Source organism: Paenibacillus sp. PAMC21692 (genome assembly GCF_014303795.1).
Lineage (GTDB): Bacteria > Bacillota > Bacilli > Paenibacillales > Paenibacillaceae > Pristimantibacillus > Pristimantibacillus agaridevorans.
Genome location: NZ_CP060293.1, coordinates 5,435,646 through 5,462,428, shown reverse-complemented (window position 1 = coordinate 5,462,428; position 26,783 = coordinate 5,435,646). Strand labels below are relative to the sequence as shown.

Sequence of the window (26,783 nt, the reverse complement as noted above, 5' to 3'; positions counted from 1 at the left end):
GCTCCTTCTAATCGGTGTGATTATGCCCGAATACAACGAGCCGGTTGGGATTAGAGGGAGGATTTCCCTCTAAAGCGCAAGCAAGGGCGAAGACGGGGACAATAGAGGGCATCTTTCCTTTTATTCGAGCGAAAGCCATTCGAACACCGTCGACATGGGCGACCTTTTTGACGCTAGCACAGAAAGGAATGTCAGGGTGAATTGCTCTGACGTTTTTCTCATTCCAAATACAGCATGCAGAAAAGCCGAAGATCCGCCACAATGGGCGATCTTCGGCTTTTTGGCACGGCGCCAGGTTATTATGCCGATTTGGAACGAACCGAGGGACAGCGAATTTAAGTCGCTGACAGCCATTCCTTATGTTACTTCATGGAGTCCAGCCGCTCGGTCAACATGGCCAAATCTTGTTTCAACATCGCGTAGTCGCCGGCAGCAAGCAAGGGATCGTTGCTGGCCGCAATTGTCGCCTCGACCGGCAGCACGCGATAACGGTAAGACTTGTCCGGACGATACCGATGAACCCATGTCGGAATAGCTTCGACTTCCGTCAGTTCTATCGTTCCCTCGGTGACGTTCTTCTTGATGTTTACCTTAAAGATCGCGCCGTAATCCTTGGATTCGCCCCGCTGATTGGAGATGAAGTTGCCCATGGAATAGATGATAAGGGATTGCTTCGGCCGGCCTTGATCGTCAAATGAATCTACCATCTCGTAAGGCTGGAGGACATGGGGATGAGAGCCTGCAATGATATCGGCGCCTGCTGCGGCAAGGGAGCGTGCCAGCGTCTTCTGAGAGTCGTTAGGAACGGTCTGGTACTCCGAGCCGAAGTGCAGGGCTACGGTAACCAGATCCGCACCTGCTTCGCGGAGCCGGGCTATGTCGTTTTTGATCTTTGCTTCATCGATCAGATTGACGAGATAGGGCTTTCCTTGCGGGATCGGTATGCCATTGGTTCCATAAGTGTAGGAGAGCAGTCCCATCGTAATGCCGTTTTTCTCCGAGATGACAAGCGCATCGGCTTCTTCCTGCGACGAGGCCGTGCCAAACGCTTGCAGTCCGATCTCCTTCAGGTTTTCCAAGGTGCGCAACAGTCCTTTCTCCCCCTTGTCGAGCGAGTGATTGTTGGCCGTTGACAACAAGTTAAAGCCGGCGTTCTTCAACGCTTCGGCAAGCTCGGTGGGAGCATTGAAGGTCGGATACCCGCTATAACCGAAGTCTGCGCCCGCAATAGGCGTCTCCAGATTTGCCATCACCCAATCCCCTTCGCTCAGGATGGGCTTAACGTTCTCGAAGAAAGGGGTGAAGTCGTATACTCCGGTAGCCGAATTGTAAGCCCCGGGCAATTGGGGCGAGTGACTCATAATGTCGCCGACGCCCAACCAAACGGCTTCGGCAAAAACAGGAGGCGGGGGCGTAGGCTCTGGCGTAGGCGAGGCAGGGATGGTCGCTTCCATGGTTGGCGTAGCATTAGCTGTTGTTCCCGACGAACCTGGAACTTGATTTCCGGAGTCGCCGGTTATGGTTGGGTATAGCCATACGACTGCCACGGCCAATGCGAGTACGGTTAATATAGAAAACAAAACATAAGGCCTTGCTTTACGGGATGATCTTCTTCTCAATGTCATTAACGTCCTCTCTTTGGACTATCGGCTATAAAGACCGTCGAGGCCGCTTCCAGCTCCTCACTCGTCCACCAGCCCCATGCGGCATTTCTCTCAGGCAGCGAGCGGAACGTCAAAGTTTCCTTCGTGACGGGATGCGGGAACGATACGGAGGTGGACCAAAGCTGGACATCGGCGATGTCCTTTCGTTTGGCGGCTCCATATTTCGAATCTCCGACTAGCGGGCAGCCGATATGCGCCAGTTGGGCGCGGATCTGATGCGTCCGGCCGGTATGGAGCTTGACGGCAAGCAAGCTGAAGCCATGAACGGATGCCATAACGGTATAGTCCAAAATGGCCTCTTTTGCTTCTGCAGCAGGCGAATCGAAGACAACTGCCAGATTGCGCTTCGCATCCTTGCGGATATAGTGCTTCAAAGTCGCAGTCTGTTTTGCCGGAGTGCCTTGAACGATGCACATATAGGTTTTGCCGAAATTCCGGCTTCGAACCGCTTCGGACAATCGCGACGCCGCCTTGGACGTTTTGGCGAACACCATGGCGCCGCCAACAGGACGGTCCAGGCGGTGGACAAGACCAAGAAAAACATTGCCTGGCTTGCCATATCGGAGCTTCAGGTCATCCTTCAGTAGCGTCAGCATATCCGGATCCCTCGTCTCATCCTCCTGGGAAGGGATGCCCGGCGGCTTCACGACCGCCAGCACATGATTGTCTTCGAATAAGATGTCAATGGCCATTATTCGGACTCCCAGCGCCCCAAAATGCCGCAAGGCAGCTGAAGGCCGGAACGGGTGATAGGCAAGCCGATCTCGCCGCAATGGATGGCTCCGCCGTATTTGCTCTTCATCGACATATGAAGCATGTTATGCAGAACCGTCGGCGACAAGCCGGTCGTATAAGAATTAATGAGCAGGAAAAGCGGCTGGTCGGATAAAATCGTCGTGCATGTTTGCAGGAACGGGTACAAATTCTCTTCCAGCTTCCAGGTCTCTCCGTTAGGACCCCGGCCGTAAGACGGCGGATCCATAATAATGGCGTCGTACGTGCGGCCGCGGCGCTGCTCGCGCTGAACGAACTTAAATACATCATCCGTAATATATCGGATGGGCGCAGACTCCAGTCCGGACAAGACGGCATTGTCCTTGGCCCATTGGACCATCCCTTTGGCGGCGTCGACATGGCAGACCTCGGCGCCGGCGGATGCGGCTGCAACAGTCGCTCCTCCGGAATAAGCGAACAGATTCAACACGCGGATGGGACGCCCAGCTTTGCGAATTTTGTCCATCATCCAGCTCCAATTGACCGCTTGCTCAGGGAATAAGCCGGTATGCTTGAAGTTCGTCGGCTTGATATGGAACTTAAGATCGCCGTAAGCAATCGTCCAACGTTCGGGCAAGCTAGGGCGCATCTCCCACTTGCCTCCTCCGGAAGCGCTTCTGTGATAATGCCCGTCGGCACGCTTCCAATCACCGTTCTCATCGGCGATGGGCCAAATGATTTGAGGATCGGGACGGCGGAGCACATATTGGCCCCAACGCTCCAGCTTATCTCCGTCTCCCGTATCGATTACCTCGTAATCGGACCACTGATCAGCTACATACATCAAATCAACCATTCCTTATCTATTGAAAGTCTTGTAAAGTAAACATATCATCGCTTATTATAACGAAGCAAGGAAGAGGAAGCAACGAATGGAGACGTTTGGAGGCGTTATTATTGGTCGCGAACAAGACGGTATGGTTTATTCTATTATTGACGGGAGCCGCAGGACTGGCCATTCTCTGGACTACACTGCCCGTGCAAGGAGGTTACGCCATTGATGTCGACTTCCATACCTATATGGCAAGATGGGCGAGCGATGGCTGGACGACGTTCATGAAGGCGCTGGACAAAGTGGGCTCGACAGCCGGACTTGTCGCATTGACAATTCTGATAGCCGCCATCATAGGCTGGAGACGGGGATTGAGACAATCGTGGTATCTGATCGGAGCGATGGCAGCCGGCTATGCTCTTAATACGGCCATCAAAGCAGGCGTAGACCGTGCGCGCCCGGTTCAAGCTTGGGGTATTGAGGTAGACGGCTCCAGTTTCCCGAGCGGGAATGCAATGATGGGATTGATCCTGTTTGGCCTGACCGGGCTCTTCATCATAAGCAGACGTAACGTTATAGGATGGCAGAGAGGGATGATCGCGGCACTATGCGGGGTCATCATCCTTTTACTAGGACTTAGCCGCTTATATTTCCACGTCCACTATTTGTCCGATATTGCGGCTGGTTATGCTGGGGGATTGATTATTGTAGCGGCGGTTATGCTGCTATTCCGTGAGGGCGGCCATATACAGGAACGGAAAGGAAGGAGGCGGCTATCATGATGGTGCTGGAATGCGAATGCGGCAATCGTACGGGATTGTTTGCAACGGGAGACCGTGACGAACATGGAAGGGAATTTATTGAGCTGGAGGATGATGACCGGTTCGGCTTCGAAATCGGTGAGGACAGCGTTGTCTTTCGATGCTCGTTCTGCGGATATAAGTACAGGTTAAAGCAATATGCTCCATTCGAATAAAACAACCGGGCGGCTTCTCTGGCGAATGTTAGCAAGAGACGCTGTCCGGTTGTCTTTTTTCGCTCAGCTCAAGGATGGCGAAGCCGTGTTACCTTGAGCGTTTCGCATTGTCAAAGACTATAAGCATCAATAGCAATAGTACTTCTCCCAAATTTTCTTCGAATCATCCCGGTTGTCTTCCCACCAGCAGAAATCATCCCACCAATCGTCATCCCACCAATCATCGTCCCACCAATCCCAGAAGCCGCCGCTGTTCTTTTTGTCCGATGCTTTGCCTTTCTCATACTTGTCTCCGCCGCCATAACCTCCGCTATCGCTGCTTCCGCTCCCGGAAGAACCGCCGAAGACGGAGAACAGGCTGGATAGGAAGCCTTTACTCCCATTGTTGTCATAACTGCTCGAATAACTGGAGGCGAAGGCAGAAGCCGGGAATGCTAGAAACGTCAGCAACAAGGTTAATCCGACGACTCTCTTCCATATGGCCATGAGTGAATCCCTCCTTCTTGAAATATATAAAGAACAACAGATGTTCTTAATAAAGAATTTAACATGGGAAATGAATAGATGTAAACGAAAATATATTCCGAAAACAAACATGGATAAAATATCCCATTAACGAAAAGATGGCGGTTAGAGGAGTTCACTCTCGGCCGCCATCTTTTCATTCAATTATGTAACGAGACGATCATAAAACTTTTGCGAATCTCTAAAAAAGGCATTAACAGCTTGTCTAGCTTTTTTTTCATCTTTCGCAATAAGGGCTTGAAGCAAAGCGGAGCGCATCTGTGCGCTGCTCTCCATTGCCCCTGGTACATTGAGCAGCTTCAGACTCGTTTCTCTGCGCAGATGGACGATTGTCTGCATGAGCTTTCCATAGATCCGATTGCCGCATATTTCTCCCATACAAAGATCGAACTGATCTAATAAATCAAGAAAATGCTCCGATGTATGATTGTTCAAGGCTTCTCCCATTTGCGTTAAAAATTGCTGCAAGCGATCGATGCCCTCCTCCGTCGCATGTGCAGTCGCAGACATGTAAACCTCCGACTCGATGAGCTTGCGTGCAGCATATACTTCGTCCAAGTTATGGATTTCGCTATGGAACATCCAGATGATCGTTTCGGATGGAATCGGTACTTGCCTTTCGTTGACAAAGCTGCCTTCTCCAGCTTTTATCGTAATCAATCCGACAAGGGATAACGCGCGCAGGGCTTCTCGAACGCGACCGCGGGTGACTTGAAATTGCTCCGCCAAGTCTCTTTCGTTCGGCAGCTTATCGCCTGGAAGGATCTGTCCGGAGGTTATGAGTCCGGCGATCTGCTCCATGATCTGCTCGGTGACGGTTACTCTCTTAACCGCTTTTATTTCTAACACAGAAATCCTCCTAGTGAAATAGAGTAAACGCAACATTAAGGTAGCTTTACTATACAAAAGATGATTGAACGAAACAAGAACATATGCTAAAGTCTATTTATGGTATCGTGGTAGTACCACGATAGAGGGAGGTTTTTTATGAATATTCAACTTCGCGGCATTACCTGGAATCATTCCAGAGGATACGTATCGGTCGCAGCGACTGCCCAACGATTTATGGAGCTGCATCCAGGCGTAGACATCATCTGGGAAAAACGTTCTTTGCAAGCGTTTGCGGATTACCCGATTCATGTTCTTGCAGATCAATACGATTTGTTGATCATCGACCATCCTTGGGCTGGATTTGCTGCAGATAAAGGCATTCTTGTCCCGCTGGAGAAATTTTTACCGACCGAGTTTATGGCCGACCAAGCCGCCAATTCCGTCGGTTTGTCGCATGTTAGCTATCAGTTCGACGGCCGTCAGTACGCGCTTGCCGTTGATGCGGCAACACCGATTGCCACGTACCGCCCGGATCTGTTCGAGAGAGATGGCTTGGAGTTGCCAACGACATGGGAAGAGCTGCTTGCGCTTGCGCGTACGGGCAAAGTCGCTTTCGCCGGCATACCCATCGATTTGCTTATGCAATTTTATATGTTATGCGCCACGCAAGGCGAAGAACCGTTTGCCGGGACGGAGCAGGTCGCGAGTGAAAATATGGGTCTGCACGTGCTGGAGCAGCTACGCGAGCTCTCCGGTTACTGCACAAAAGAAATGTTCGGGTGGAATCCCATCCGCGTATACGAGGAGATGTGTACTCGCGATAGCCTGTATTACTGTCCGTTCGCCTATGGATATTCCAATTATACCCGCAAAGGATACGCTGCCCGTTTGCTGTTATCGACCGATATGGTCTCGATTGGCGAACATGGTCCATTACGCTCCACTTTAGGCGGGACCGGGATTGCGGTTTCGTCGAAGTCCAAGCATTTGGATATCGCGCTCGAATATGCGAAATTTACAGCGAGTCCGGAGGTTCAAAAAACCATTTACGTCGAAAGCGGAGGCCAGCCAGGACATCGGGCAGCATGGCTGGACGAAGAAGTAAATCGTCGAACGAATCAGTATTTTATAAATACGCTTCCCGCATTGGATCGTGCTTACATGCGCCCCAGGTACAGCGGATATTTCCACTTCCAGGATCGTGCCGGCGATGTCGTACGCGACTACATCATGCATGGCGGAAACCCGTTGCAGGTATTGCAGCAATTGGATCGTCTATATCGGGAATCGTTGGAGGAACGCAAATGAAGCCATTGGAAGGATTGCTTGTGCTTGATTTCTCGCAGTTTCTGTCTGGACCGTCGGCTGCGCTGCGGCTTGCTGATTTAGGCGCGCGGGTTATCAAGATCGAAAGGCCGAGTGTCGGAGATGCTTGCCGTCAGTTGCAATTAAACAATCTGGAGCTTGACGGCGACAGCGTATTATTCCATACGATCAATCGGAATAAGGAAAGTTATGCGGCTAATTTAAAGGATGCCGGCGATCTGGCTAAAGTAAAAAAACTGATTGCGTCAGCAGACGTTATGATCGAAAACTTCCGTCCAGGGACGATGGAGAAGCTGGGGCTGGATTATGAGCGCGTCAAGCAAATCAATAAGCGCATCGTGTACGGCAGCATTACCGGTTATGGCAAGGAAGGGCCTTGGCGCGACAAGCCGGGACAGGATTTGCTTGTACAATCGTTATCAGGACTTGCCTGGTTAAACGGTAACGCAGAGCAGCCGCCGATGCCGTTTGCGCTGGCCATTGCGGATATGATGACAGGCGCGCATCTCGTGCAAGGCATCCTCGCATGTCTCGTACGTCGCGGACGAACGGGGGAAGGCGGGCTTGTCGAAGCTAGCTTGCTGGAGTCGACGCTCGATTTTCAGTTCGAGGTATTGTCAACGTACTTAAACGATGGCGGTCAAGCGCCGCTTCGCAGTTCCGTCAACAATGCGCATGCTTATCTTGGAGCGCCTTATGGCATATACGCGACGAAAGACGGCTACATTGCGCTGGCGATGGGCTCCGTGACGCGATTGGGAGAACTGCTGGAATGCGGGAAATTGGGGAGTTTCGGGGATTCGAAAACCTGGTTTACCAGTCGTGACGAAATAAAACGCATTTTGGCCCATCATCTCCGAGGCCGTACGACGCAGCAATGGTTGGATGCCCTTGAACCTGCGGATTATTGGTGCGCGGATGTTTACGATTGGAAACGGCTGTTCGCGCATGAGGCGTTCCAGGCGCTCGATATGGTGCAATCGGTTTCGCGAACGGGAGCTGACGTCATGACGACGCGCTGTCCGATTCGACTTAACGGCGAGATGCTTAAGAGCGATAAAGGAGCGCCGAGGCTCGGAGAAAACAACGAGCAACTGGACACGGAATTTAAGCTGCTCGAGAAATTGACGTGACGTAATTTCGGGCATCGGGAGGGAACTGCTATGGACATGCGATCGAACGTGGCCTCCGAGAAGCCTCCGCTTGATCGGCCGCTCGAGGGGATCGTCGTGCTGGAATTCAGCCAGTTTCTATCCGGGCCTTCGGCGGCGCTCAGACTTGCGGATCTGGGAGCAAGAGTCATTAAGATCGAACGGTCCGGCACGGGGGACATTTGCCGGACGTTGTATATCTCCAACATGGAGCTCGATGGGGACAGCACGCTGTTTCATTCGATCAACCGCAACAAGGAAAGCTTCGCCGTCGATCTCAAGGATGCTCATGATCTGCATATCGTTCGAAAGTTGATTGCGAACGCCGACGTTATGATTGAAAATTTTCGGCCAGGCGTGATGCAACGACTGGGATTAAACTATGATGTTGTTAAAAAGCTGAATCCGGCAATCGTCTATGGCGAAATAACGGGATATGGACAAATTGGACCTTGGCGCGGCAAGCCGGGACAGGATTTGCTCGTTCAGTCGCTATCCGGACTTGCCTGGCTCAACGGGAACGCGGACCAGCCGCCAATGCCGTTTGGACTGGCAATCGCCGACATGGCGGCAGGAGCGCAGCTAGCTCAAGGCATTCTCGCTTGTCTCGTGAGGAGGGGAATGACAGGCGAAGGAGCCTATGTCCAGACAAGTCTTTTGGAAGCAACGCTGGATATTCAGTTTGAGGTTCTGACGACGTATTTGAATGATGGAGGATTGCCGCCATCGAGAAGCAATATAAATAACGTCAACGTTTATTTTGGGGCTCCCAGCGGGATTTATCAAACATTGGACGGATACATCGCCTTGGGGATGGGCTCTGTCGTGCGTTTAGGCGAGTTGTTGGGCTGCCAGTCGCTAACGGGGTTTACGGATCCGCAGGTTTGGATGACGCAGCGTGATGAAATCAAGCGGCTTATAGCCGGTCATCTGCTTACGGATACGACCGGGCGATGGCTGGCTCTGCTCGAACCCGCCGAATACTGTTGTTCGGAGGTATTGACATGGGAGCAGCTGCTTGAGCATGATGGTTTCAAAGCGTTGAATATGACCCAAACGGTCACCAGAGGCAGCGGAATCAGCCTGGTTACGACACGGTGTCCGATTCGTATTGACGGCGAGCTGCTTGCATCTGCCAAAGGCGCTCCGAAAATAGGTGAGGACAATGAAACTATTTTGAAAGAAGGGCGATTCTTATGAAGGTGGACTCGCACCAGCATTTTTGGAATTTGGAGAAGGTGAGCTACCCTTGGCTTGTGCCTTCCTATGGCCCAATCTATCGGACGATTGAGGCACAGGAGCTTGGACCGCTGATAAAAGCAGCCGGGATCGACAAGACGGTTATCGTGCAGGCGATGAATTCGTACGAGGATACCGACTACATGCTGGAGACGGCAGCGCAATACGAGTGGATCGCAGGGGTTGTCGGCTGGGTTCCGCTGGACAGACCGGAAGAAGCCGCTAAGAAGCTGGAGTTGTATTCGAAAAATAAGTACTTCAAAGGCATTCGCCATCTCATTCACGAAGAGCAGGATCCGGATTGGGTCGTTCGCGACGAAGTACTCGAAGGGTTGAAAGTACTGGCTTCCTTCGATCTTGCTTTCGACGTTGTCGCCGTATATCCGAACCACCTGAAGCATGTTCCGACAATCGCAGAAACAATTCCGGGGCTAAAGCTTGTGGTCGACCATTTGGCAAAACCTCCAATCAAGGATAGAGAAATGGGGCGATGGACGGAGCAAATGAAGTTGGCAGCCGCATATCCGCAAGTGCATGTCAAAGTGTCGGGACTTAACACCGCGGCGGATTGGGATAGCTGGACTGCAGCGGACATTAAGCCGTATATCGATTTCGCGTTTGACGTTTTCGGCGCGGATCGGATGATGTTTGGGAGCGATTGGCCGGTGTCGAATTTGGCAGGAGATTACGCCAAGGTTTGGACAGAAACAAAGAAAGCGATGGAAGGTCGAACTCAGGCGGAGCTGGACGCGGTGCTTGGCGGAACGGCAATTTCATTTTATAAGTTATAATTCGAAGATAGGAAATTAACGAATGGAGGAGAAGAGCATGTTTCGTTCGATGTATTTTGAGGATTACGTGCTGGGAGCGTCTCGCGAAACATTAGGGCGGACCATTACGGAAACGGATATCGTTATGCATGCCGGACAAACCGGGGACTTTTATCCCCATCATATGGATGCGGAATGGTGCAAAACGCAGGAATTTAAGCAGCGGATCGCGCATGGAACACTCATCTTTAGCATCGGAGTCGGCATGTCTGCGGGGGCTATCAATCCAGAGGCCTTCTCCTACGGCTATGATAAGCTTCGGTTCGTAAAGCCGGTGTTCATTGGGGATACCATCCGCGTGCAAATTACGATCAAGGAGAAGCGGGAGTATCCGAAGCGTGCAGAATACGGCATCGTAGCCGAACAGGTGGAAGTGTACAATCAACATAATCAGCTTGTGCTCGTCTGCGAGCATTTACTGCTGGTTAAGAAAAAGTCCGATTAGGATATGGAGGTTAAGCAATCAGGATAAACGGGGCAGGAGGAGCCGCAATGGATGTAAACAATCAGGCCGGATGGTTGGACCTGGACTATAAGCCAAAGCTGCCCAAAGATTTGTCCTGCGGGATCGGCATCGTAGGCGCAGGGGCCATCGTCCAGGCATGCCATTTGCCTGCTTATCGGATGGGCGGGTTAAATATAATCGGAATTTACGATGTGGATCGGGACAAAGCGGAAGCGATTGCCCGACAGTTCGGCATCCCCCATGTCTTCGATACGGTGGAGCGAATGCTGGAGCATCCTGATATAACGATTATCGATATTGCCATCCCCGCTAAATTTCAACCGTCGATTGTCGAGAAGGCGGCAGCCGCGGGCAAGAACGTGCTGTGTCAGAAGCCGCTTGGCGAGTCGTACGAGGATGCTCTGCATATCGTTAAGTCCTGCGAGCGATTTCGCGTCAAGGGCGCTGTCAATCAACAGATGCGTTGGTCGCCGGGTATTCGGGCGAGTCGTACGATAACGGAGCGCGGCTGGATTGGCATGCCGACCCAGGCTTCGATCCAGGTCAATATTTTTACCGATTGGTCGCAGTGGCCATGGATTACGCAGATCGAGCGGCTGGAGCTGATGTATCACAGCATCCATTACATGGACTCTATTCGTTCGGTTTTCGGCACGCCGGAATATATTTATGCGGACGGCTCGAAATTCCCCGGTCAAGTCTCCAGGGGGGAAACAAGGTCCATGATCTTCATGAAGTTTCCCGGCGAATGCAGGGGTCTTATTCATGATAATCATAACAATATTGCGGGGCAGGACGACTGGTATGCCACCTTTCGATTCGAAGGAACAGAGGGGATCATTAAAGGCACAAACGGAGCGCTTTACAATTATCCCGATGGACGGGAAGATACACTCCAATTTCTGTCGCAGAGGATCGATCCAGGCTATTGGTTTTCTCCGAAGCTCGAAGGACGATGGTTTCCGCATGCGTTTCTCGGTACGATGGGTGAGCTCATGCGCGCGATCGAAGAGGGGCGTGAGGCGGAGAACAGCGTTCAGGACAACCTGCTGACGCTGCAGATGCTCTTTGCTTCATACCGCTCCATAGAAGAAAACCGGCCTGTTCGGCTGGACGAGATCGGATCATAACACCGCAACGCAATAGGCTCCTTTCCAATCGTATAATTGGAGGGAGCCTTCTTTTATCCTTGAAATCACAACCAACGCTTAGTGGAGAAAATCGGCTCGCCTTGTGCGGACCTGCAAGCAACCATCCTGCCATGTTACAATAAATCGGGTAAACGATTTAGGCCAAGACGGGAGGTGCTCTCTACTATGATAGATATTCATACACACATATTGCCCGGGATTGATGATGGCGCATCGGATTGGGAGGAAACATTGCGACTGGCGAACGCGGCTGTAAAAGACGGCATTACGGCAATTATAGCCACGCCTCATCATGCCAACGGCAAATATATAAATGCCGCCCATGAAGTCAAGCAGCTTGCGGAGCGCGTGGACAAGCGGCTTAACGAAGAGGGCATTCCGCTGCGCGTACTGCACGGACAAGAAATTCGGATTCACGACGGCCTTCCGGAAGCGTGGGAACGCGGAGAACTGCTTTCGTTGTCCGGATCCAGATATATGCTGATCGAGCTTCCATCTTCACATATTCCAAAGAGCATGGGCGAACTAATGCATGAGCTTGCGGTGCTTGGGCTGGTTCCGATCATCGCGCATCCGGAGCGCAATTCGGCAATCGCGCGTGATCCACGGCTCCTCGAAGAGATGGTGATGCGAGGAGCCTTCGCGCAAGTTACGTCTCATTCTTTGCTCGGAGGGTTCGGCAGAAGCGTGGAGAGGACGGCTTGGACGTTATGCAGAAGCGGTTTGATCCATATGGTATCGTCCGACGCCCATGATACGAATCGAAGGGGATTCAGGCTAAAAGAAGCTTATCAAGTTGTAGGCAAACGGCTTGGCGAATCCTATGTCGACTATTATCAATCCAATGCCAGCCGAATAGTATCCGACTCGCCTCTGGAACTTATGAGGGGGGAGGCTCATGTGAAAAGCACTTCATTTAGCAGGTTTTTACGCAGATTAATTCCATAACCAGGTAGCAGGTCTCTGGTTAATTTATCCTATTTATCAATAGGTAGCCTCTGACACTGTTGTGCATAATCAAGGGTTACAAAATGTCGCTTATACAAAGGCATGTCATTTTCGGACCATATATTGGTTTTTTAATATTCCATTATCCAGTTATGCGGATCAAAAAAACCTTTTTTTATGGTTCAAAGGGATCGAAAAAACGTTTTCAATCCGAACATTTAGCATCGGAATAGGCGGGATGTTCCTCTTTCAGACAATAGTCCCGTTTCTTTCTAGGATGGCGTATGCATAAATAGCAGGCCATCCTGGTCCGGCTATTTCTGATAGATTACCGAGCAACGCTTTATACAGCGAGAAAAACTGCCGACCAGGAAAAAAATGATATGGTTCCCAAGAGGGGGATATATGCAGACCGACACAAAACGCTTCGATTTGACATTGGGGGTTACTCACGTCATGAAAACGGTATCATTTTTGCCTGAAATTATAAAATTTAGTCTTCATTGCTCATATAGACCGAGTTGAAAATGAGCGGGAATGACTAATCCACACATGTCTTTAATCCCTCATGGATTTAGGAAATCTATGGCATACTTAGAAGCGAAGTGTAAGTCAGGCGTACATAATGCAAAAATCGATTAGTCAATCCGTAAGTTTGGAACCTCCTCAACAGATCTGGATTCGTTGTTGAAGGATGGCAATCTAATCTTGCCGGCAACTGTCCGGCAAGGAATGGACGGAGGATTATGAAGATGAGTGTTCCATGCAAAAATGATAAACAAGCCAGATTCAAACAATTTCTGCAACGGCTGTCGGAAGACAAGGACGTAGGCAGGGGAGCGGTCAAACCGACCCACTCGCTGTCCGAACTTCTGTTGTTCGCCGGATACAACCCCAATGGGGAAGCTATCGATATGGCGAGACTGGTGACATTACTGCTTCGTACGCAAGGGTTGGAAGGTTGCTCCGAACAAATGGTCGAGCATGTATTAAACGGCGGATCGATCGAAGGATTTTTTTTAACAAATGAATGCAAATCGTGAACCTCATGCTATCGTAAATGATTGAATGTGGTTCTTTTTTGAAGCAAAAGGTCGCGTTTTGAATAACTGATATAATTAAAAATTCTAATTGAATAACAAAAATGAAAAGTCGTTACGAATCCTATAATAGACTCTCGTTATCGTCGAAGGAGGAGGCAGTTTGGAATTAAAACAATATGGTCTCATTTTGAAAAAAAGGTTAGTCATGATTCTGCTTTTGGTTACCGTAAGCTGCTTGGGGATCGGCTTGTATTCCGGTTATTTTCTTCAGCCTCAATACCAGGCATCCGCCAAGCTGATCGTCAATCAGTACAAGGACAGCGGTTCGCTGCTGCCCAGCATCGACGTAGGGGCCATCAATAGCACAATCGGTCTAATCAAAACCTACAAAGAAATTATAAAGACGCCGCGCATGATGAAAAAGGTCGTTCAGCAGTACCCGGAGCTGGGCGTCACGCATAGCGAGCTGATCGGGAGAGTAAGCGTGAGTTCGGTCAACGAGACGCAGGTCATGTCGATTACCGTCAAAGGAAGCTCGTACCAGGAAGCGGCGAATATGGCAAACGCAATCGCGATCGTATTTCAACAGTCGGTCCCCGAACTTATGAAAGTCGATAACGTCTCGATCCTGGATCAAGCCAACCCGCTCGAAAATCGGGGGGCGGTATCGCCTAACATCAAGCTGAATGTGACCGTTGCCTTTCTTCTGGCGTTGATGCTGGGCGTAGGCATTGCATTCTTGCTGGAGTATTTGGACGATACCGTCAAGTCGGAGGAGGACATCGACATGCTTCTGCAAGTTCCGGTGTTAAGCGCCATTCCTACATTCAGGGAAAAGGATTCGAAGGAGCGCGGAGATAAGCCGGAGACAGCTCTTAAAGCAGGGAGGGGAAACAATGCTACGCTTGACGCCTAAATGGAATTTGATTACCCATCTTAATCCGAAGTCGCCTATATCGGAGAGCTACCGGACTCTTCGAACGAACATCGACCATTCCACCATAAACCAGAAGCTGCAGATAATTATGGTCACCTCCTCCAAGCCGGGTGAGGGCAAAAGCACGACATGCGCGAATATGGCGGTCGCCTTTGCGCAAGCGAACAAGCGGGTGTTGCTCATCGACGCCGATCTGCGCAAGCCCACGCAGCATTACTTGTTCGGCACGTCCAATCGAAACGGCCTGACGACGGCGCTGTTCAATCAAAAGCCGCTTAAGGAAATCGTCCAGCATACGGCCGTTGACAATTTGTTCATCGTGCATGCAGGCCCAACGCCGCCCAATCCTTCCGAGCTGTTGTCTTCGCCTCAGATGGCGGAGTTACTGGACGAAGCGAGGAAAAGCTATGACGTCATCGTGCTGGATACGCCGCCGATCGTTACGGTGACGGACGCTCAGGTCGTAGCCGTTATGAGCGACGGTGTCGTGCTTATTGTTCAATCCGGGCAAGTCAGCAAGGAACATGTTCTAAAGGCGAAGTCTTTGCTCGATCATGTCAAAGCCAAGCTGCTCGGAGTCGTCTTAAATAATGTCAACAGCTCTCATGCAGATTCTTATTCCTACTACTACGGCGAATCCGAAGGTTAGCCCGCAAAGCGATTGTGCTTGCAAGACGAGGACGCAAGGTAGGAAGGTAATGTCTCCTGAACCTTTATCACTGGAGGCACTCGACCATGCTGTGGGAAATATTCCTTAGACGTTAATCGTCGCTGGTGTGGAGTGAGGGGGGGTTAAATGCCCTGATATATTGCAACGTGTATTGAAAATAATCGAGAACGGGGTGTGATTTCATGAAAAAAGTGACAAAAGCCATTATTCCCGCTGCCGGACTTGGTACGCGTTTCCTGCCTGCGACTAAGGCAATGCCGAAAGAGATGCTCCCGATCGTCGACAAGCCAACCATTCAATACATTGTCGAGGAGGCTATCGAGTCCGGAGTTGAAGACATTATTGTCGTTACCGGCAAGGGCAAGCGGGCGATCGAGGATCACTTCGACATCGCGTTCGAGCTGGAGCATACGCTTGAGATGAGAGGCAAGCTGGATATTTTGGAGAAGGTGCGGAAGTCGTCCAATGTCAACTTGCATTATATTCGCCAGAAGGAAGCAAAAGGTCTCGGACATGCCGTATGGTGCGCCCGAAACTTCATCGGCAACGAACCGTTCGCGGTCTTGCTCGGCGACGACATTGTGGAATCTCAAACGCCTTGCACGAGACAATTGATCGAACAATACGAGCGTACGGGACGGTCCGTCATCGGCGTACAGATGGTTGGCGTCGATCAGACGCACCGCTATGGTATTGTCGATCCCGGCAATCGCGTTGACAACCTGTACGAGGTGAGCCGGTTCGTCGAGAAGCCGCCTCAAGGACAAGCGCCGTCTAACCTGGCCATTATGGGCAGATACGTGTTGACTCCGGAAATATTCGACTTCCTGGGCGAGCAGCGGATCGGCGCCGGAGGCGAAATCCAATTGACGGACGCGATACAGGAGCTGAACATGTCGCAGGGCGTATACGCATTCGATTTTCAAGGCGTTCGGTATGACGTCGGGGAGCAGCTCGGATTTATATTGACCACCATCGACTTTGCGCTTAGAAATCGGGAGCTCCGCTATCCGCTTATGACAGAACTTGAAGGACTGATGGAGAGAGAACTGCGTAACCATCTCATTACAGGAAGGAGCGAGTAACGATGAATCCGTCGCCATTAAGAGACGAAGCGGTCTGGAGCAGTGCTTCCTCCCCTTATAGAGGGTTCGCTCCCGCAAAGGAGAAAAGGAGCTTTACGGCTTACGGCGTCATGAAGCGGACCATGGATATCGGCGGTTCGCTGGCCGGGCTGCTTGCGCTCAGCCCATTGATTACGATGGTCGCCTTGTTGATCAAGCTGGAGGATCCGAAGGGACCCGTCTTCTTCCAGCAGACACGAATCGGCAAGGACGGAAAGCCTTTTCGGATGTACAAGCTCCGGTCCATGTCGGTCAACGCGGAAGAGAAGCTGAAGGAACTTTTGGATAAGAACGAAATTAACGGGGCTATGTTCAAGATGAAGGACGACCCGCGAATTACGAAAGTCGGCAAGTTCATCCGCAAGACCAGCATTGACGAGCTGCCGCAATTGCTGAACGTGCTGAAAGGAAATATGTCGCTTGTCGGCCCAAGACCCCCTTTGGAGCGTGAAGTGACGGAATATTCCGACTATGATAAGCAGCGTTTGATGGTAACGCCCGGTTGTACAGGGCTATGGCAAGTAAGCGGCAGGAACAGTCTCAGCTTTCATGAGATGGTGGAGCTGGACATCAAGTACATTCAAAAAAAATGCATTTGGCTGGACATCAAGATCATGCTGAGAACGGTGAAAGCGATCATTGCCCCTCAGGATGCTTTTTAGCAGCCGGAAGGAGGTCTGCAGCATGGCTAAAATTCTTCACGTTTCGGAATTTACGAAAGGCGGCATCGAGACGTATTTAAATGAAATTCTTCGATACCAGCTGGCTTTGCATGACGTCCATCTCCTTGTGTCGGAGCAAAATTCCAATCGGGATTCGCTAAACATCGGCGCAGGCCGATTGCACTTGTATCCCTATAAGAGAAAGCCGCTTTTTATGCTAAAGGCGATTCGAACGATGGCACGCGCGGTTAAGGAGCTCGAGCCGGATATCGTCCATATCCATGGTACCTTCGCCGGGCTGTTTCTTAGATCCGCGTTGCTGCTCAAGAGACGGCGGCCCGCCATCATCTACTGCGCCCATGGATGGTCGTTCCTGATGGACACGTCCCCTTGGAAGAAGAGGCTGTACGCGGGAATCGAGAAGCTGCTGGCTGTTCGCACGGATGTCATTATTCATATTTCCCGGCACGAACACGACATGGCAGTGCGCTACGGACTTCCCAAAGAGAAGTCGGTCATCGTGTACAACGGCGTCTCCGATGTCCAAGTATCGACGGATCCGCCGTTCGAGCCGGATCCGGATCGGATCAATCTGCTGTTTATCGGACGCTTCGACCCGCAGAAGGGTTTTGATCTTCTGCTGGAGACGTTTTCGGAAGGACGGTTCCGCAATGTCACGCTTTATCTCGCGGGAGGGACCGTGCTCCAAGACCGGCATTTCGACATTCCAGCGGATGCCGTCAAGCTCGGGTGGATCGATAATAACGAGATTGCCAGCTACATAGAGGTTTGTGACGCCGTTATCGTTCCTTCCAGGTGGGAAGGCTTCGGCATCGTCGCGATTGAAGCGCTTCGCGGCAGGAAACCCGTCATTGCAAGCAACCGCGGGGCGCTTCCGGAAATCGTTGCGCATGGCATCAATGGTTATATCTTTAATTTCGACGACAAGGAAGAGCTTGCAACCATTATTCGCGGCCTTGATAAAGCGAGGCTTAAGGAGATGGGGGAGGCCGGGGAGCGCATTTACAGAAGCCGATTTCATTCCGATGAGATGAATATCCAAATCCAGATGCTGTACGAAGCGTTCGTCGAGGGAGACGGAAGGCGGCGGGACTCGCCCGCCGTGAGGGAATATGTCTAGTCTGGACAGCCGCAGGGATGGACTCAGGCATGCTTTTCTAGCGGGCTATCTCTTCGTGCTGCTGCTATTGACCGTCTATCAGGACTTTCCGCTTGTCAAAATCATCGGAGAAATCGGAAGGACTCCGATCGTGCTGCTGTTTCCCGTATTCCTGTTGTGCGAGATCGCGATGCTGGCAAAGCATAAGCGGATAACGAACTGGACGAGGTTTCATACGTATATGTTCGGTTTCATTCTGTATTTGGCAATGGTGAGCCTGGTCTATATTCTGATTCAGTATATGGGTGGAGCGTATAGCTTCGGTTCGGAAAATTTGCTGGGCAAAGGCGTCAAGGTGCTCATCTACTTTCTGCTCATCCTGCTGTATGTTCGCCATATTCAGCTTGTCGTCGCCAAGATCGGAAAGCTCGGGACCGTATGCGGATGCTTTCTAGCCGCCGTAACGTCGCTTCTGCTCATAATGTCTGTGGAGCTGGCGAGCATGCCGAACGCGTTGACGTTTCTGCATTCCGGCGACGCACCGTATTGGCGCGTCCGGCTGCTTACTTCGGAGAGCAGCACGACCGGCACAATCGTTGTGGTGTATGTCGCGATATTGGCTTACCTGAGCCGATATTGGAACAAGCTTGCCCGAACATTGACGATCGTTTATGCAACAAGCTTCTTTCTGTTCTATTTGTTCGTGACGGGCTCGAAGGGATTTATGATCATTGTGTTGCTCACGGCTGCCGTTACCATGGTGAAATTTCTTGATTTTCGCAAAAAAAGGAATTTCGTGCTTCTTGTTGCGGCCTTGCTGATCATGTATCTGTTTATTGCGAATTTCTCGGTAGGCATTATCCAGTCCTTCCAAAACGATATCGAGAATTATACGTCGTCCTATACGCGGATGGGGACGATCGTAATCGCTTTGCTTACGGTGCTTAACCATCCCTTTGGCGTTGGCACGGGGGCATATCCCGTCTACTTCAACCATTATCTGGAGCAATCCGTCAATCTGATGTCAAGCGTGTATTACAAATGGTTCGGCGTCAGTCAGATCAATGTAAGCGAGCTGATTCAATATTCGGTCAGCACCAAAAACCTTGGCGTTAAATCGGGTTTTTTCCAGTGGTTTATGTTCGGCGGTCTGCTTTCGGTCGCGTTTTTTTATTTGGTGGGACGCCATATGCTCTTGAAGGTAAAAACAAGCTCGATCCTGTTCCTTGCGCTCGTATTCACTTTGCTCTCCCTGCTGCTCGTATCGCTGGAGATCAAATACGAAATCTGGCTGTTGTTCGCGTTTATCGGCTTGCTGCCAGGCAAGGATGAGCAACGAAGTGCATTTTACAACAAACCGGAGGCGCTGAAATGAATATTCTCGTAGTATGCAGCGATTTCCCGTATCCGGCCGACCATGGCGGAAGAGTAGATACGTGGGGACGAATTCGGGCGCTTGCGGGGCTGGGCTGGGGGATCGACCTGCTCGTCTGCGGCAAACACGAGCCTGCCGGGTCGGACCTCCGGGCGGCGCGGGCATGGGTAAACGATATCAAGCTCTGCGACCGAAAAAGCTCGCCGCTCGACATTTTGATGCCGGAGCCGCTGCAAGTCCGCTCCAGAAACGCGCTCCGGACCGTTCCGATCGACGGCGATTACGACTACGTGCTGCTGGAAGGTGATTACGTTTACCCCGTTCTTGATAATCCGGGCATACGGGCGGAGCAGGCGATTTTGCGGGTTCATAACGACGAGTCCGCTTATTTTAAGTCGCTGGCCAGAAGCACGGGCCAAATCCTGCACAAGCTGTATTATGCGATGGAAAGTTTAAAGTTCGCCGGATTGCAGAAAAAGCTGCAAAAGCGGGTGACCAAATATTTGTTTATCTCCAGCAAGGAGTACGATAGCTTCGTCACGCGACATCCGCAAGCCGAGAGCCTGTTCCTGCCCCCGCCGCTTACGAGGGAGTCCTTCGCCAGGAGCCGTTTTGACACCAAACATGTTGTATTTATCGGCTCGTTGTTTATGCCTAACAACAGGGAGGCCATTCGCTGGTATCTCGATCAAGTTCATCCCAAACTGCTGGATATACCGGGTTATCGGTTCGTCATCGCGGGCAACAGCAGGGGAATGGGAGTGGAGTGGTTAAATAGCCAACGTCTGGAAGGGGTGTATGTACACGATACACCTGCGAATTTGGACGAGATATACGCGAAAGGTTATCTATTTGTCAATCCGATGCGCAATGGCGCGGGCGTTAAGCTGAAGACGATCGAAGCGATCCAGAACGGATTGCCGGTTGTCTCGACTACGGTAGGCAGCGAAGGCACGGGGCTAAGGAACGGCTTGCATATTCGGGTGGAGGATGAACCGGCCGCATTCTGCCGTGCTGTGAGAGAACTGTTGTCGGAGCCTGCCGCGGCAGACTCGCTGCTTCAAGCGTCTCAGCAATTTATCCGAGAACGTTATAACCATAAGGAAACACTCAAAACGTATTTTCGATATCTTGAACGCACATACAGTCCGGAAAGGGGGATCTCTGATGTCAAGTCCGCTCATCAACATTCTGTTCGTGACGCACGCGGATAAGAAGGGAGGGGCCGAGCAGAGCTTGGTCCATCTGATCAACTACATCGATACTTCCCTGTACCGCATCTATTTGATCTGTCCCGGCAATGCGTCATATTTGGGAGAGATCACTGCAAGTTTCACCCACATCCCGCTCAGTCTGGGCAGCATCAAAAAAAGGCTCGGCTTCGGATACGCGGAGACCGTGCTCCGAATCCGGTCGCTCGTCAAGAAGCTTGGGATTGATATCGTCCATGCCAATGGCTGGAGGGCGCCTTGGTACATTGGTCCGCTAAAGTTTATGTCGCCATGCAAGCGGGTATGGCATCACCGCGATCATACGCATCTTCGGATGTTCAATCGCGTGCTGCCGCGCTTCTTCGATCAAGTGATCTGTATCTCGAAATTCGTGGCAGGCTCCATTGAAGGGAGCAACAAAAATGTAATCTACAACGGCGTGGACCCCAGACTGTCGATTGGCCGCAGAAGAAGGGGCTTTATGGACGACGGGCAATTGGTTATCGGGACCTTTGGGCGAATCGTGGAGTGGAAACGGTACGATCTGGTTATCGACGCGGTCGCCAAATTGCCTGCAAGCGGCCGCCACGACTGGAAGCTGCTCATTGTCGGGGATGCTTCCATCGACGGCTCGGACCGTTACTATGACGTGTTGATCCGCAAGGTGATCGAATACGGTCTAGAGCGCCATGTCGAGTTTTGCGGACATACAAGCAAGCCGCTGGACATGATGCAAGAGTGCGATCTGACTGTTAACTTCTCTCTTAACGAACCGTTCGGCCGCGTCATTATCGAATCCATGCTGGTCGGCACTCCGCCTATTGTGGCGGATTCGGGGGGAGCGCCGGAGATCATCGAACAGACAAAAGGGGGGCTCGTCGTTCGCGACGGCGACTCCGAGGCGTTGTTCGAAGCGATTCGGGGCTTCTACGACGGAGAGGTTAACTACGAGGAGCTGGCCGTCAGAGGATACGACGGCGTGATGGACGCATTTCATATGAGCGCTATCGCGCGGAAGGTGGAGCATGTTTATCAAGGCATGCTCGAACCTGCCGCGATACGGCTGCCGGGAACGGCGGGGTGACGGAGATATGAGCGTATCCCGTGCGGCATTTAGTTTCGAGAAGGCGCTGGCCGTGCTGAAAGGTGCGGCGGTGCTGCCGTTCAAGGCAAGTTCTGCGGGCAGATTATCCCGTATTGCGGGCAAGCTTTTTCTCAAGAACAAGGGCGAGCTCATTATTGGCCGCAACGTCTCCTTCCACGCCAAGCCGTTCCCCTCGTCCGTCACGGTTGGCAAGGGTGCTCGCTTGACGATTGGCGACAACGTGTTTTTTAATTACGGACTTGATATTGGCTGCACCTCGTCCATCACGATCGGCCGCCATTCGATAATCGGACCTATGGTCAACATGATCGATTCGAACTTTCATCCTGTCGACGCGCAGGACCGTTCGGCCGCGAAGCCGATCGTCATCGGCGACAATGTATGGATCGGCAGAGGCGCCATCATTTTGCCTGGCGTCCATATCGGAAGCGGTTCGGTCATAGCGGCGGGCAGTGTCGTAACGAGAGACATCCCATCCGCCGTACTGTCCGGGGGGACGCCCGCCAAAACGTTGAAGGAGATCGAGGTGCCGCCGGATTGGATTCGCAGATACAACTGACAGGGAAGGAATGAATGATGTGCGAATGGCCGACGCCGGGGAGAGAAGGCCGAAGAGAGTATGGATGTGGCCGAGAACAAGCGGACTAAACGTATACAATAATTTGTTGACGGAGGCGCTCATGGACGCCGGTCTAGACGTCAGGGATCTGAGCCATGGCAAGTTGATGCTCAAGATCGGCAAGGCGAGAAGAGGGGATGTCGTACATGTCCACTGGTTCCACCATGCCTATTGGCACAGGAATCCTGTCGTTTCCGCGCTAAAGTCGACCATCCTGATCCTTACCTTGACTTATATGCGCTTGCGGGGGATCAATCTCGTCTGGACGATCCATAATTTGTACCCCCATGACTCCGGACGCGGCGGGGCCGAGCGCTTGATGAGAAGGCTGATCTGCCGGTTCAGTACGGGACTGATTGTAGCCTCGGAGTCGATTAAACGTAAGGTCAAGGAGGAATTCGGCGTTCCGGAGCGCAAGCTCCATGTGGTAAAGCACGGCCATTATCTGGATGTCTATAAACCTCAAGGACTGCGAGTTCGAGAGCTGTACGGCATCGGCGACGACGACGACGTGTTCCTGTTTATGGGCACCATTAAGCCTTATAAGGGCGTTGATGATTTGGTCGAAGCGTTCCGCATGGTCAGGACGGAACGAACGCATCTCATAATTGCCGGCAAAGCGGATGCGGAGCTGGAGCTCTATTTGCAGGGGCTTAGGCGGGAAGAGGGCGTTATCCTGATGCCCGGGTTCATCCCGAACGAAGAGGTCGCGGATTTGCTTAACGCCGCGGACGCCCTGGTTCTGCCATATAAAGAAATTACGACATCGGGTTCCGCGATTCTCGGTCTGACCTTTAAGAAGCTTGTCGTCATGCCGGATAACGAGTTTATCGATGATTATTTCCAGGAGCATATGGCTATTCGATACGATCCGAGCTTCGCAGGCGGTTTGGCAAGCGCTCTGGAAGAAGCAAGGATGCTGAAGAGGCAGCGCAAAGCTCCCGATTACGAAGAAGCGCTTCGGGAGCTGGATTGGGATGTCATCGCGCGCAAGACGGAGCTCGTGTACGCGGGGAGGGGATGAACGATGAAGGCAACGGTCGCGATCTGTACGCATAACAGATCCAAAGATACCAGGGAAGCGGTGGAGAGCGTCATGTCCGGCTTGGCGGATCCTGACGATTATGAAGTGATCGTCGTGGACAATCGGTCGACCGACGATACGGCTGCTGTCATGAAAGCTCTGCAAGAACGATACGGCGAGAGGCTGAGGTATGTATTCGAAGGGGAGCTTGGACTATCGGTTGCGCGCAATCGGGCCATTCGGGAGGCTAAGGGAAAATACATCCTCTTTCTGGATGACGACGCGTTGGCCATGCCGGGATGGATGGAGGCGATTGTGGACGTATTCGAGAGCGATGCCGCCATCGGCTGCGTCGGGGGGCGGATTGACCCCGTCTGGGAAAGCGCCGAACCCGATTGGATACCGGAGGAACATCGTTCGGTATTCACCATTCTGGATTTCGCTTCAACGGTCACGGAGATGGAGGCTCCTTCGATTCCCTATGGCGCGAATGTCGCGTTCCGGCGGGAGCTTTTTCTCGATATCGGCCATTTCCGGGAAGATCTCGGCAGAAGAGGCGGCAAGCTGTTATCCAGCGAAGAGAGCGAGCTTATTGGACGGCTGAGGCGGAGCCACAAAGTTTATTATACGCCGGATGGCGGCGTCCGGCATAAAATCTCTAAGGAACGCGCCACCAGGAAGTGGTTCCTAAAGCGCATGTTCTGGCAAGGCGTAAGCGATGCCGTCAGGCGAGAGGACAGGAGCGTATTCGCCGTCGCGAAACACATCGTCAGACTGCTGCAGGCCGTCGTTTCCATGCTGCCGGCCGTCTTCCGCCCCAAAGCGTTTATCAGGCAGCTGGTCCATATTTGTTACCGCAACGGATCGCTGATCGGCATCCTTCGCTACGGCGGCGGCAGGAGCTGACAATGACGATTTCGCAATTGGCCATTCGTAAAGTTTGGAAAGGAAGCGGGCTTGCCGGAACGATCTTTCGCACAAGCGCGACGAATCTTCTCGTGATGGCGCTTAGCACGCTGACATCAATCGCAACGGCTCGCATGTTCGGAGTCGTCGGCAAAGGAGAGTTTTCGGCCATCCTGTTATGGCCGACGCTGCTCGCGGGCATCGTGTCCTTCGGTCTCCCGACTTCGCTTATCTACAACGTCAAGCGGCATCCCGGGAAGGAATCGCAGCTGATCCGAACGGGATTCCTGTTTCAGCTGCCCGTCGCGGCGGTGACTGGCGGCATCGCGTGGATCTTTATGCCGGCCTGGCTTGCCGGATATCCCGAGCCGGTGGTGGCTGCCGCCAGATGGTACGCCGCCGGCATGCTGCCCGTTCTGCTCGCCATCAACCTGCTCTCCGCGCTTGCCCAGAGCATGGGGCGATTTCAAGTGTACAACGGCGTGCGGCTATACGTGCCGCTCCTCAATCTCGCCGGACTGCTCGCTCTCTGGGCTGCGGGCAACCTGTCGTTGACATCCGCGGCCGCCGTATTCCTATTAACGACGGTAGCCGTTGCAGCGGCGGCCGCTTACAAGCTCCGCGAAAATCTTGTGGTCGGCTGGCTGAGGGGACTGCGGGACCGAATGGCGGCCAAAGCGTTGCTGGGTTACGGCAGCAAGGTGTTTGGGGTGGAGCTGCTGGGAACCGTGTACGCCCAATTCGACAAGCTGGTTATTCTGTCGATGCTGTCGGCCAGAGAGCTTGGGCTCTACACTGTCGTATACGCGTTGTCCCGCGTGTTCAACGTTGTGCAGACCGCAATTACAAGCGTCGTGTTCCCCAAGGTTACGGGGCAGGACAACGGGATCATTATTTCAACCGTCGGACGCGCTTTCAGGCTGACCATGCTGTTGATGACGCTTGTCGCCGTGCCCTGCATGCTAATCGGCCGAACGCTGATGGGTATGTTGTTCGGAGAGCCGTTTCTGGATGCAAGCACGGCCTTCTATATTTTATCCGCGGAGTGCATCGTTGGCGGCGGAGCATGGATATTGGCGTCCGCCTTTAACGCGATGGGCAGACCGGGACTTGTGCTCATCCGGCAAATGATCGCGCTGGCTGTGACGGTCGGACTGTTTTTCGCGCTTGTCCCGACATTTGGGCTTAACGGCATCGCAGCCGCCTTGCTGATCGGCGCCTGGGTCAGGCTTGCGGTAACGCTCCTGTCGATGCGGCTCGTTTTTCGCGTCAAGCTTGGAGCTTTACTCTTCCAACGGGAAGATTTCCGTTTTCTCACGGAAGCCATTACGGCAAAAATGAAACGTAAGGAGTGAATGAAGATCATGTTGACGGTTCATGCCACCCATCCCATGGACGAGCTCAAACGTCGGCTCAAACCGATCCTGAAAGTCATACCGCCGGGTTCTACGGTTCAATACGTGGATTACCCGGTGTACAACAACGGCGGCGATCTGCTCATCATGAAAGGGACTGAGGCTTTCTTTAAGGACTATGGCATTCGTGTTTACGCCCGGTACAGCGTCCTGGATTTCCCTGATCGGCTGAGCATGCCGCCGGAACATATTATCGTCCTTCAAGGCGGCGGCAACTTCGGGGATTTGTACCCCGTGCATCAGCAGCTCCGCGAGAGGATCGTATCGGAGTACACCGGCAATCGAGTGGTGATCCTGCCTCAGACGGTTTACTACCGGAACGAGTCCGAGTTCGACCGTACGGCGGAGATCTTTAATCGGCATCCCGATTTGCATCTCTTCGTCCGCGACCCGCAGTCCCATGATGCTGCGTCAAAGAAGTTCGTGCGCTGCTCCGTTCAGTTGGCGCCGGATATGGCGCATCAGCTATGGCCGATTGCCTCCAAGGCAACTCCGGCCAAGGAGCTTCTCCGGTTTCTGCGCACGGACATCGAGAAGGCGAGCGGGCAGGAACAGCTGGAGTCCGCGCGCGATGGTGATTATCTGGACTGGAATTCGCTCTACAACCGCGTCGAGCGGAAGTCGATCAGCATGATCGGAAGCGCGATGCGGCGGCGAAGCGGCATCCTCCCGATGGGCACGATATGGAACAAATACAGCGATTACCTGGTAGACAAGGCTATACGCAGGTTTAGCGAATACCGTTCCGTCCAGACCTCCCGGCTACACGGCCATATACTATCGTGCCTGATGGACAAGCCCAACACGCTGCTGGATAATTCTTACGGCAAAAATTCGGGTTATTTTCACACATGGACAAGCGCCGTGCAGACGGCTCGACTGCATGGACAAGCATGATCGAATCCAGCAAAAGGGAGCG

28 protein-coding genes are annotated in these 26,783 nt (G+C 52.4%); 23 read left to right on the top strand and 5 right to left on the bottom strand.

Features of this window, described 5'->3' with window-relative positions; genetic code table 11:
- Positions 1-362: 362 nt before the first annotated feature.
- From H7F31_RS22100 to H7F31_RS22090, 3 genes are read right to left on the bottom strand one after another with little or no spacing between them, the layout of a single operon-like run.
- On the bottom strand, positions 363-1,625 hold the full coding sequence (locus H7F31_RS22100; RefSeq protein WP_187100562.1) for a CapA family protein: 1,263 nt from the start codon (positions 1,623-1,625) through the stop codon (positions 363-365).
- Positions 1,625-2,356 (bottom strand): RluA family pseudouridine synthase, encoded by a 732-nt coding sequence (locus H7F31_RS22095; protein WP_187100561.1) that lies wholly within the window; start codon positions 2,354-2,356, stop codon positions 1,625-1,627. Before H7F31_RS22095 ends, H7F31_RS22100 begins: the two co-directional genes overlap by 1 nt.
- On the bottom strand, positions 2,356-3,222 hold the full coding sequence (locus tag H7F31_RS22090; RefSeq protein ID WP_187100560.1) for a class I SAM-dependent methyltransferase: 867 nt from the start codon (positions 3,220-3,222) through the stop codon (positions 2,356-2,358). Before H7F31_RS22090 ends, H7F31_RS22095 begins: the two co-directional genes overlap by 1 nt.
- Positions 3,223-3,335: 113 nt before the next feature.
- Between H7F31_RS22090 and H7F31_RS22085 the strand changes: the two genes are divergently transcribed.
- Together H7F31_RS22085 and H7F31_RS22080 are read left to right on the top strand one after the other, a co-directional pair.
- Entirely contained in the window at positions 3,336-3,992 is a 657-nt protein-coding gene (locus tag H7F31_RS22085; protein WP_187100559.1) for a phosphatase PAP2 family protein, read from the top strand.
- The gene (locus H7F31_RS22080) at positions 3,989-4,186 is read left to right on the top strand and encodes a hypothetical protein (protein ID WP_108996125.1); all 198 of its coding nucleotides are present in this window, start codon (positions 3,989-3,991) and stop codon (positions 4,184-4,186) included. The genes H7F31_RS22085 and H7F31_RS22080 overlap by 4 nt, the downstream gene beginning before the upstream one ends.
- A 126-nt stretch (positions 4,187-4,312) precedes the next feature.
- Here H7F31_RS22080 and H7F31_RS22075 read toward each other — a convergent pair whose 3' ends face one another.
- Positions 4,313-4,672: a hypothetical protein gene (locus H7F31_RS22075; protein WP_187100558.1), complete on the bottom strand. Its 360-nt coding sequence runs from the start codon at positions 4,670-4,672 to the stop codon at positions 4,313-4,315.
- A gap of 183 nt (positions 4,673-4,855) precedes the next feature.
- Entirely contained in the window at positions 4,856-5,560 is a 705-nt protein-coding gene (locus tag H7F31_RS22070; RefSeq protein WP_187100557.1) for a FadR/GntR family transcriptional regulator, read from the bottom strand.
- A gap of 138 nt (positions 5,561-5,698) precedes the next feature.
- Between H7F31_RS22070 and H7F31_RS22065 the strand changes: the two genes are divergently transcribed.
- The 21 genes from H7F31_RS22065 (at position 5,699) to H7F31_RS21965 (ending at position 26,761) form a co-directional block, all read left to right on the top strand.
- A complete protein-coding gene (locus H7F31_RS22065; RefSeq protein WP_187100556.1) occupies positions 5,699-6,850 on the top strand; it encodes an ABC transporter substrate-binding protein in 1,152 nt (383 codons plus the stop codon).
- Positions 6,847-8,001, top strand: coding sequence for a CaiB/BaiF CoA transferase family protein (locus H7F31_RS22060; protein ID WP_187100555.1), 1,155 nt, complete (start codon positions 6,847-6,849; stop codon positions 7,999-8,001). The genes H7F31_RS22065 and H7F31_RS22060 overlap by 4 nt, the downstream gene beginning before the upstream one ends.
- A 30-nt stretch (positions 8,002-8,031) precedes the next feature.
- Positions 8,032-9,219, top strand: coding sequence for a CaiB/BaiF CoA transferase family protein (locus H7F31_RS22055; RefSeq protein WP_261800101.1), 1,188 nt, complete (start codon positions 8,032-8,034; stop codon positions 9,217-9,219).
- Complete coding sequence (locus tag H7F31_RS22050) at positions 9,216-10,049, top strand: amidohydrolase family protein (RefSeq protein ID WP_187100554.1); 834 nt, start codon at positions 9,216-9,218, stop codon at positions 10,047-10,049. The genes H7F31_RS22055 and H7F31_RS22050 overlap by 4 nt, the downstream gene beginning before the upstream one ends.
- Before the next feature lie 37 nt (positions 10,050-10,086).
- Positions 10,087-10,533 (top strand): MaoC family dehydratase, encoded by a 447-nt coding sequence (locus tag H7F31_RS22045; RefSeq protein WP_187100553.1) that lies wholly within the window; start codon positions 10,087-10,089, stop codon positions 10,531-10,533.
- A gap of 47 nt (positions 10,534-10,580) precedes the next feature.
- Positions 10,581-11,684: a Gfo/Idh/MocA family protein gene (locus tag H7F31_RS22040; protein ID WP_187100552.1), complete on the top strand. Its 1,104-nt coding sequence runs from the start codon at positions 10,581-10,583 to the stop codon at positions 11,682-11,684.
- Positions 11,685-11,870: 186 nt separating this feature from the next.
- Positions 11,871-12,653: a tyrosine-protein phosphatase gene (locus H7F31_RS22035; RefSeq protein ID WP_187100551.1), complete on the top strand. Its 783-nt coding sequence runs from the start codon at positions 11,871-11,873 to the stop codon at positions 12,651-12,653.
- 752 nt (positions 12,654-13,405) lie between these two features.
- Positions 13,406-13,696 (top strand): hypothetical protein, encoded by a 291-nt coding sequence (locus H7F31_RS22030; RefSeq protein ID WP_087569347.1) that lies wholly within the window; start codon positions 13,406-13,408, stop codon positions 13,694-13,696.
- 160 nt (positions 13,697-13,856) lie between these two features.
- Positions 13,857-14,612, top strand: a complete 756-nt coding sequence (locus tag H7F31_RS22025) for a YveK family protein (protein WP_187100550.1) — start codon at positions 13,857-13,859, stop codon at positions 14,610-14,612.
- Positions 14,593-15,282 (top strand): CpsD/CapB family tyrosine-protein kinase, encoded by a 690-nt coding sequence (locus tag H7F31_RS22020; protein ID WP_187100549.1) that lies wholly within the window; start codon positions 14,593-14,595, stop codon positions 15,280-15,282. The genes H7F31_RS22025 and H7F31_RS22020 overlap by 20 nt, the downstream gene beginning before the upstream one ends.
- A gap of 203 nt (positions 15,283-15,485) precedes the next feature.
- The gene (galU, locus tag H7F31_RS22015; RefSeq protein WP_087569344.1) at positions 15,486-16,388 is read left to right on the top strand and encodes a UTP--glucose-1-phosphate uridylyltransferase GalU; all 903 of its coding nucleotides are present in this window, start codon (positions 15,486-15,488) and stop codon (positions 16,386-16,388) included.
- A gap of 2 nt (positions 16,389-16,390) precedes the next feature.
- Positions 16,391-17,089 (top strand): sugar transferase, encoded by a 699-nt coding sequence (locus H7F31_RS22010; RefSeq protein ID WP_187100548.1) that lies wholly within the window; start codon positions 16,391-16,393, stop codon positions 17,087-17,089.
- A 22-nt stretch (positions 17,090-17,111) separates the two neighbouring features.
- Positions 17,112-18,230, top strand: a complete 1,119-nt coding sequence (locus tag H7F31_RS22005) for a glycosyltransferase family 4 protein (RefSeq protein ID WP_187100547.1) — start codon at positions 17,112-17,114, stop codon at positions 18,228-18,230.
- Positions 18,223-19,584, top strand: a complete 1,362-nt coding sequence (locus tag H7F31_RS22000) for an O-antigen ligase family protein (protein WP_187100546.1) — start codon at positions 18,223-18,225, stop codon at positions 19,582-19,584. Before H7F31_RS22005 ends, H7F31_RS22000 begins: the two co-directional genes overlap by 8 nt.
- A complete protein-coding gene (locus tag H7F31_RS21995; RefSeq protein WP_187100545.1) occupies positions 19,581-20,798 on the top strand; it encodes a glycosyltransferase family 4 protein in 1,218 nt (405 codons plus the stop codon). The genes H7F31_RS22000 and H7F31_RS21995 overlap by 4 nt, the downstream gene beginning before the upstream one ends.
- Positions 20,752-21,879, top strand: coding sequence for a glycosyltransferase family 4 protein (locus H7F31_RS21990; RefSeq protein ID WP_187100544.1), 1,128 nt, complete (start codon positions 20,752-20,754; stop codon positions 21,877-21,879). The genes H7F31_RS21995 and H7F31_RS21990 overlap by 47 nt, the downstream gene beginning before the upstream one ends.
- Before the next feature lie 7 nt (positions 21,880-21,886).
- Positions 21,887-22,459: a DapH/DapD/GlmU-related protein gene (locus H7F31_RS21985; RefSeq protein ID WP_187100543.1), complete on the top strand. Its 573-nt coding sequence runs from the start codon at positions 21,887-21,889 to the stop codon at positions 22,457-22,459.
- Positions 22,460-22,523: 64 nt separating this feature from the next.
- Positions 22,524-23,543 (top strand): glycosyltransferase family 4 protein, encoded by a 1,020-nt coding sequence (locus H7F31_RS21980; protein ID WP_261800100.1) that lies wholly within the window; start codon positions 22,524-22,526, stop codon positions 23,541-23,543.
- 3 nt (positions 23,544-23,546) lie between these two features.
- On the top strand, positions 23,547-24,449 hold the full coding sequence (locus tag H7F31_RS21975) for a glycosyltransferase (RefSeq protein ID WP_187100542.1): 903 nt from the start codon (positions 23,547-23,549) through the stop codon (positions 24,447-24,449).
- Positions 24,450-24,451: 2 nt separating this feature from the next.
- The gene (locus H7F31_RS21970; protein WP_261800099.1) at positions 24,452-25,804 is read left to right on the top strand and encodes an oligosaccharide flippase family protein; all 1,353 of its coding nucleotides are present in this window, start codon (positions 24,452-24,454) and stop codon (positions 25,802-25,804) included.
- Between the two features lie 9 nt (positions 25,805-25,813).
- On the top strand, positions 25,814-26,761 hold the full coding sequence (locus tag H7F31_RS21965) for a polysaccharide pyruvyl transferase family protein (protein WP_187100541.1): 948 nt from the start codon (positions 25,814-25,816) through the stop codon (positions 26,759-26,761).
- The last annotated feature ends 22 nt before the right edge of the window (positions 26,762-26,783 follow it).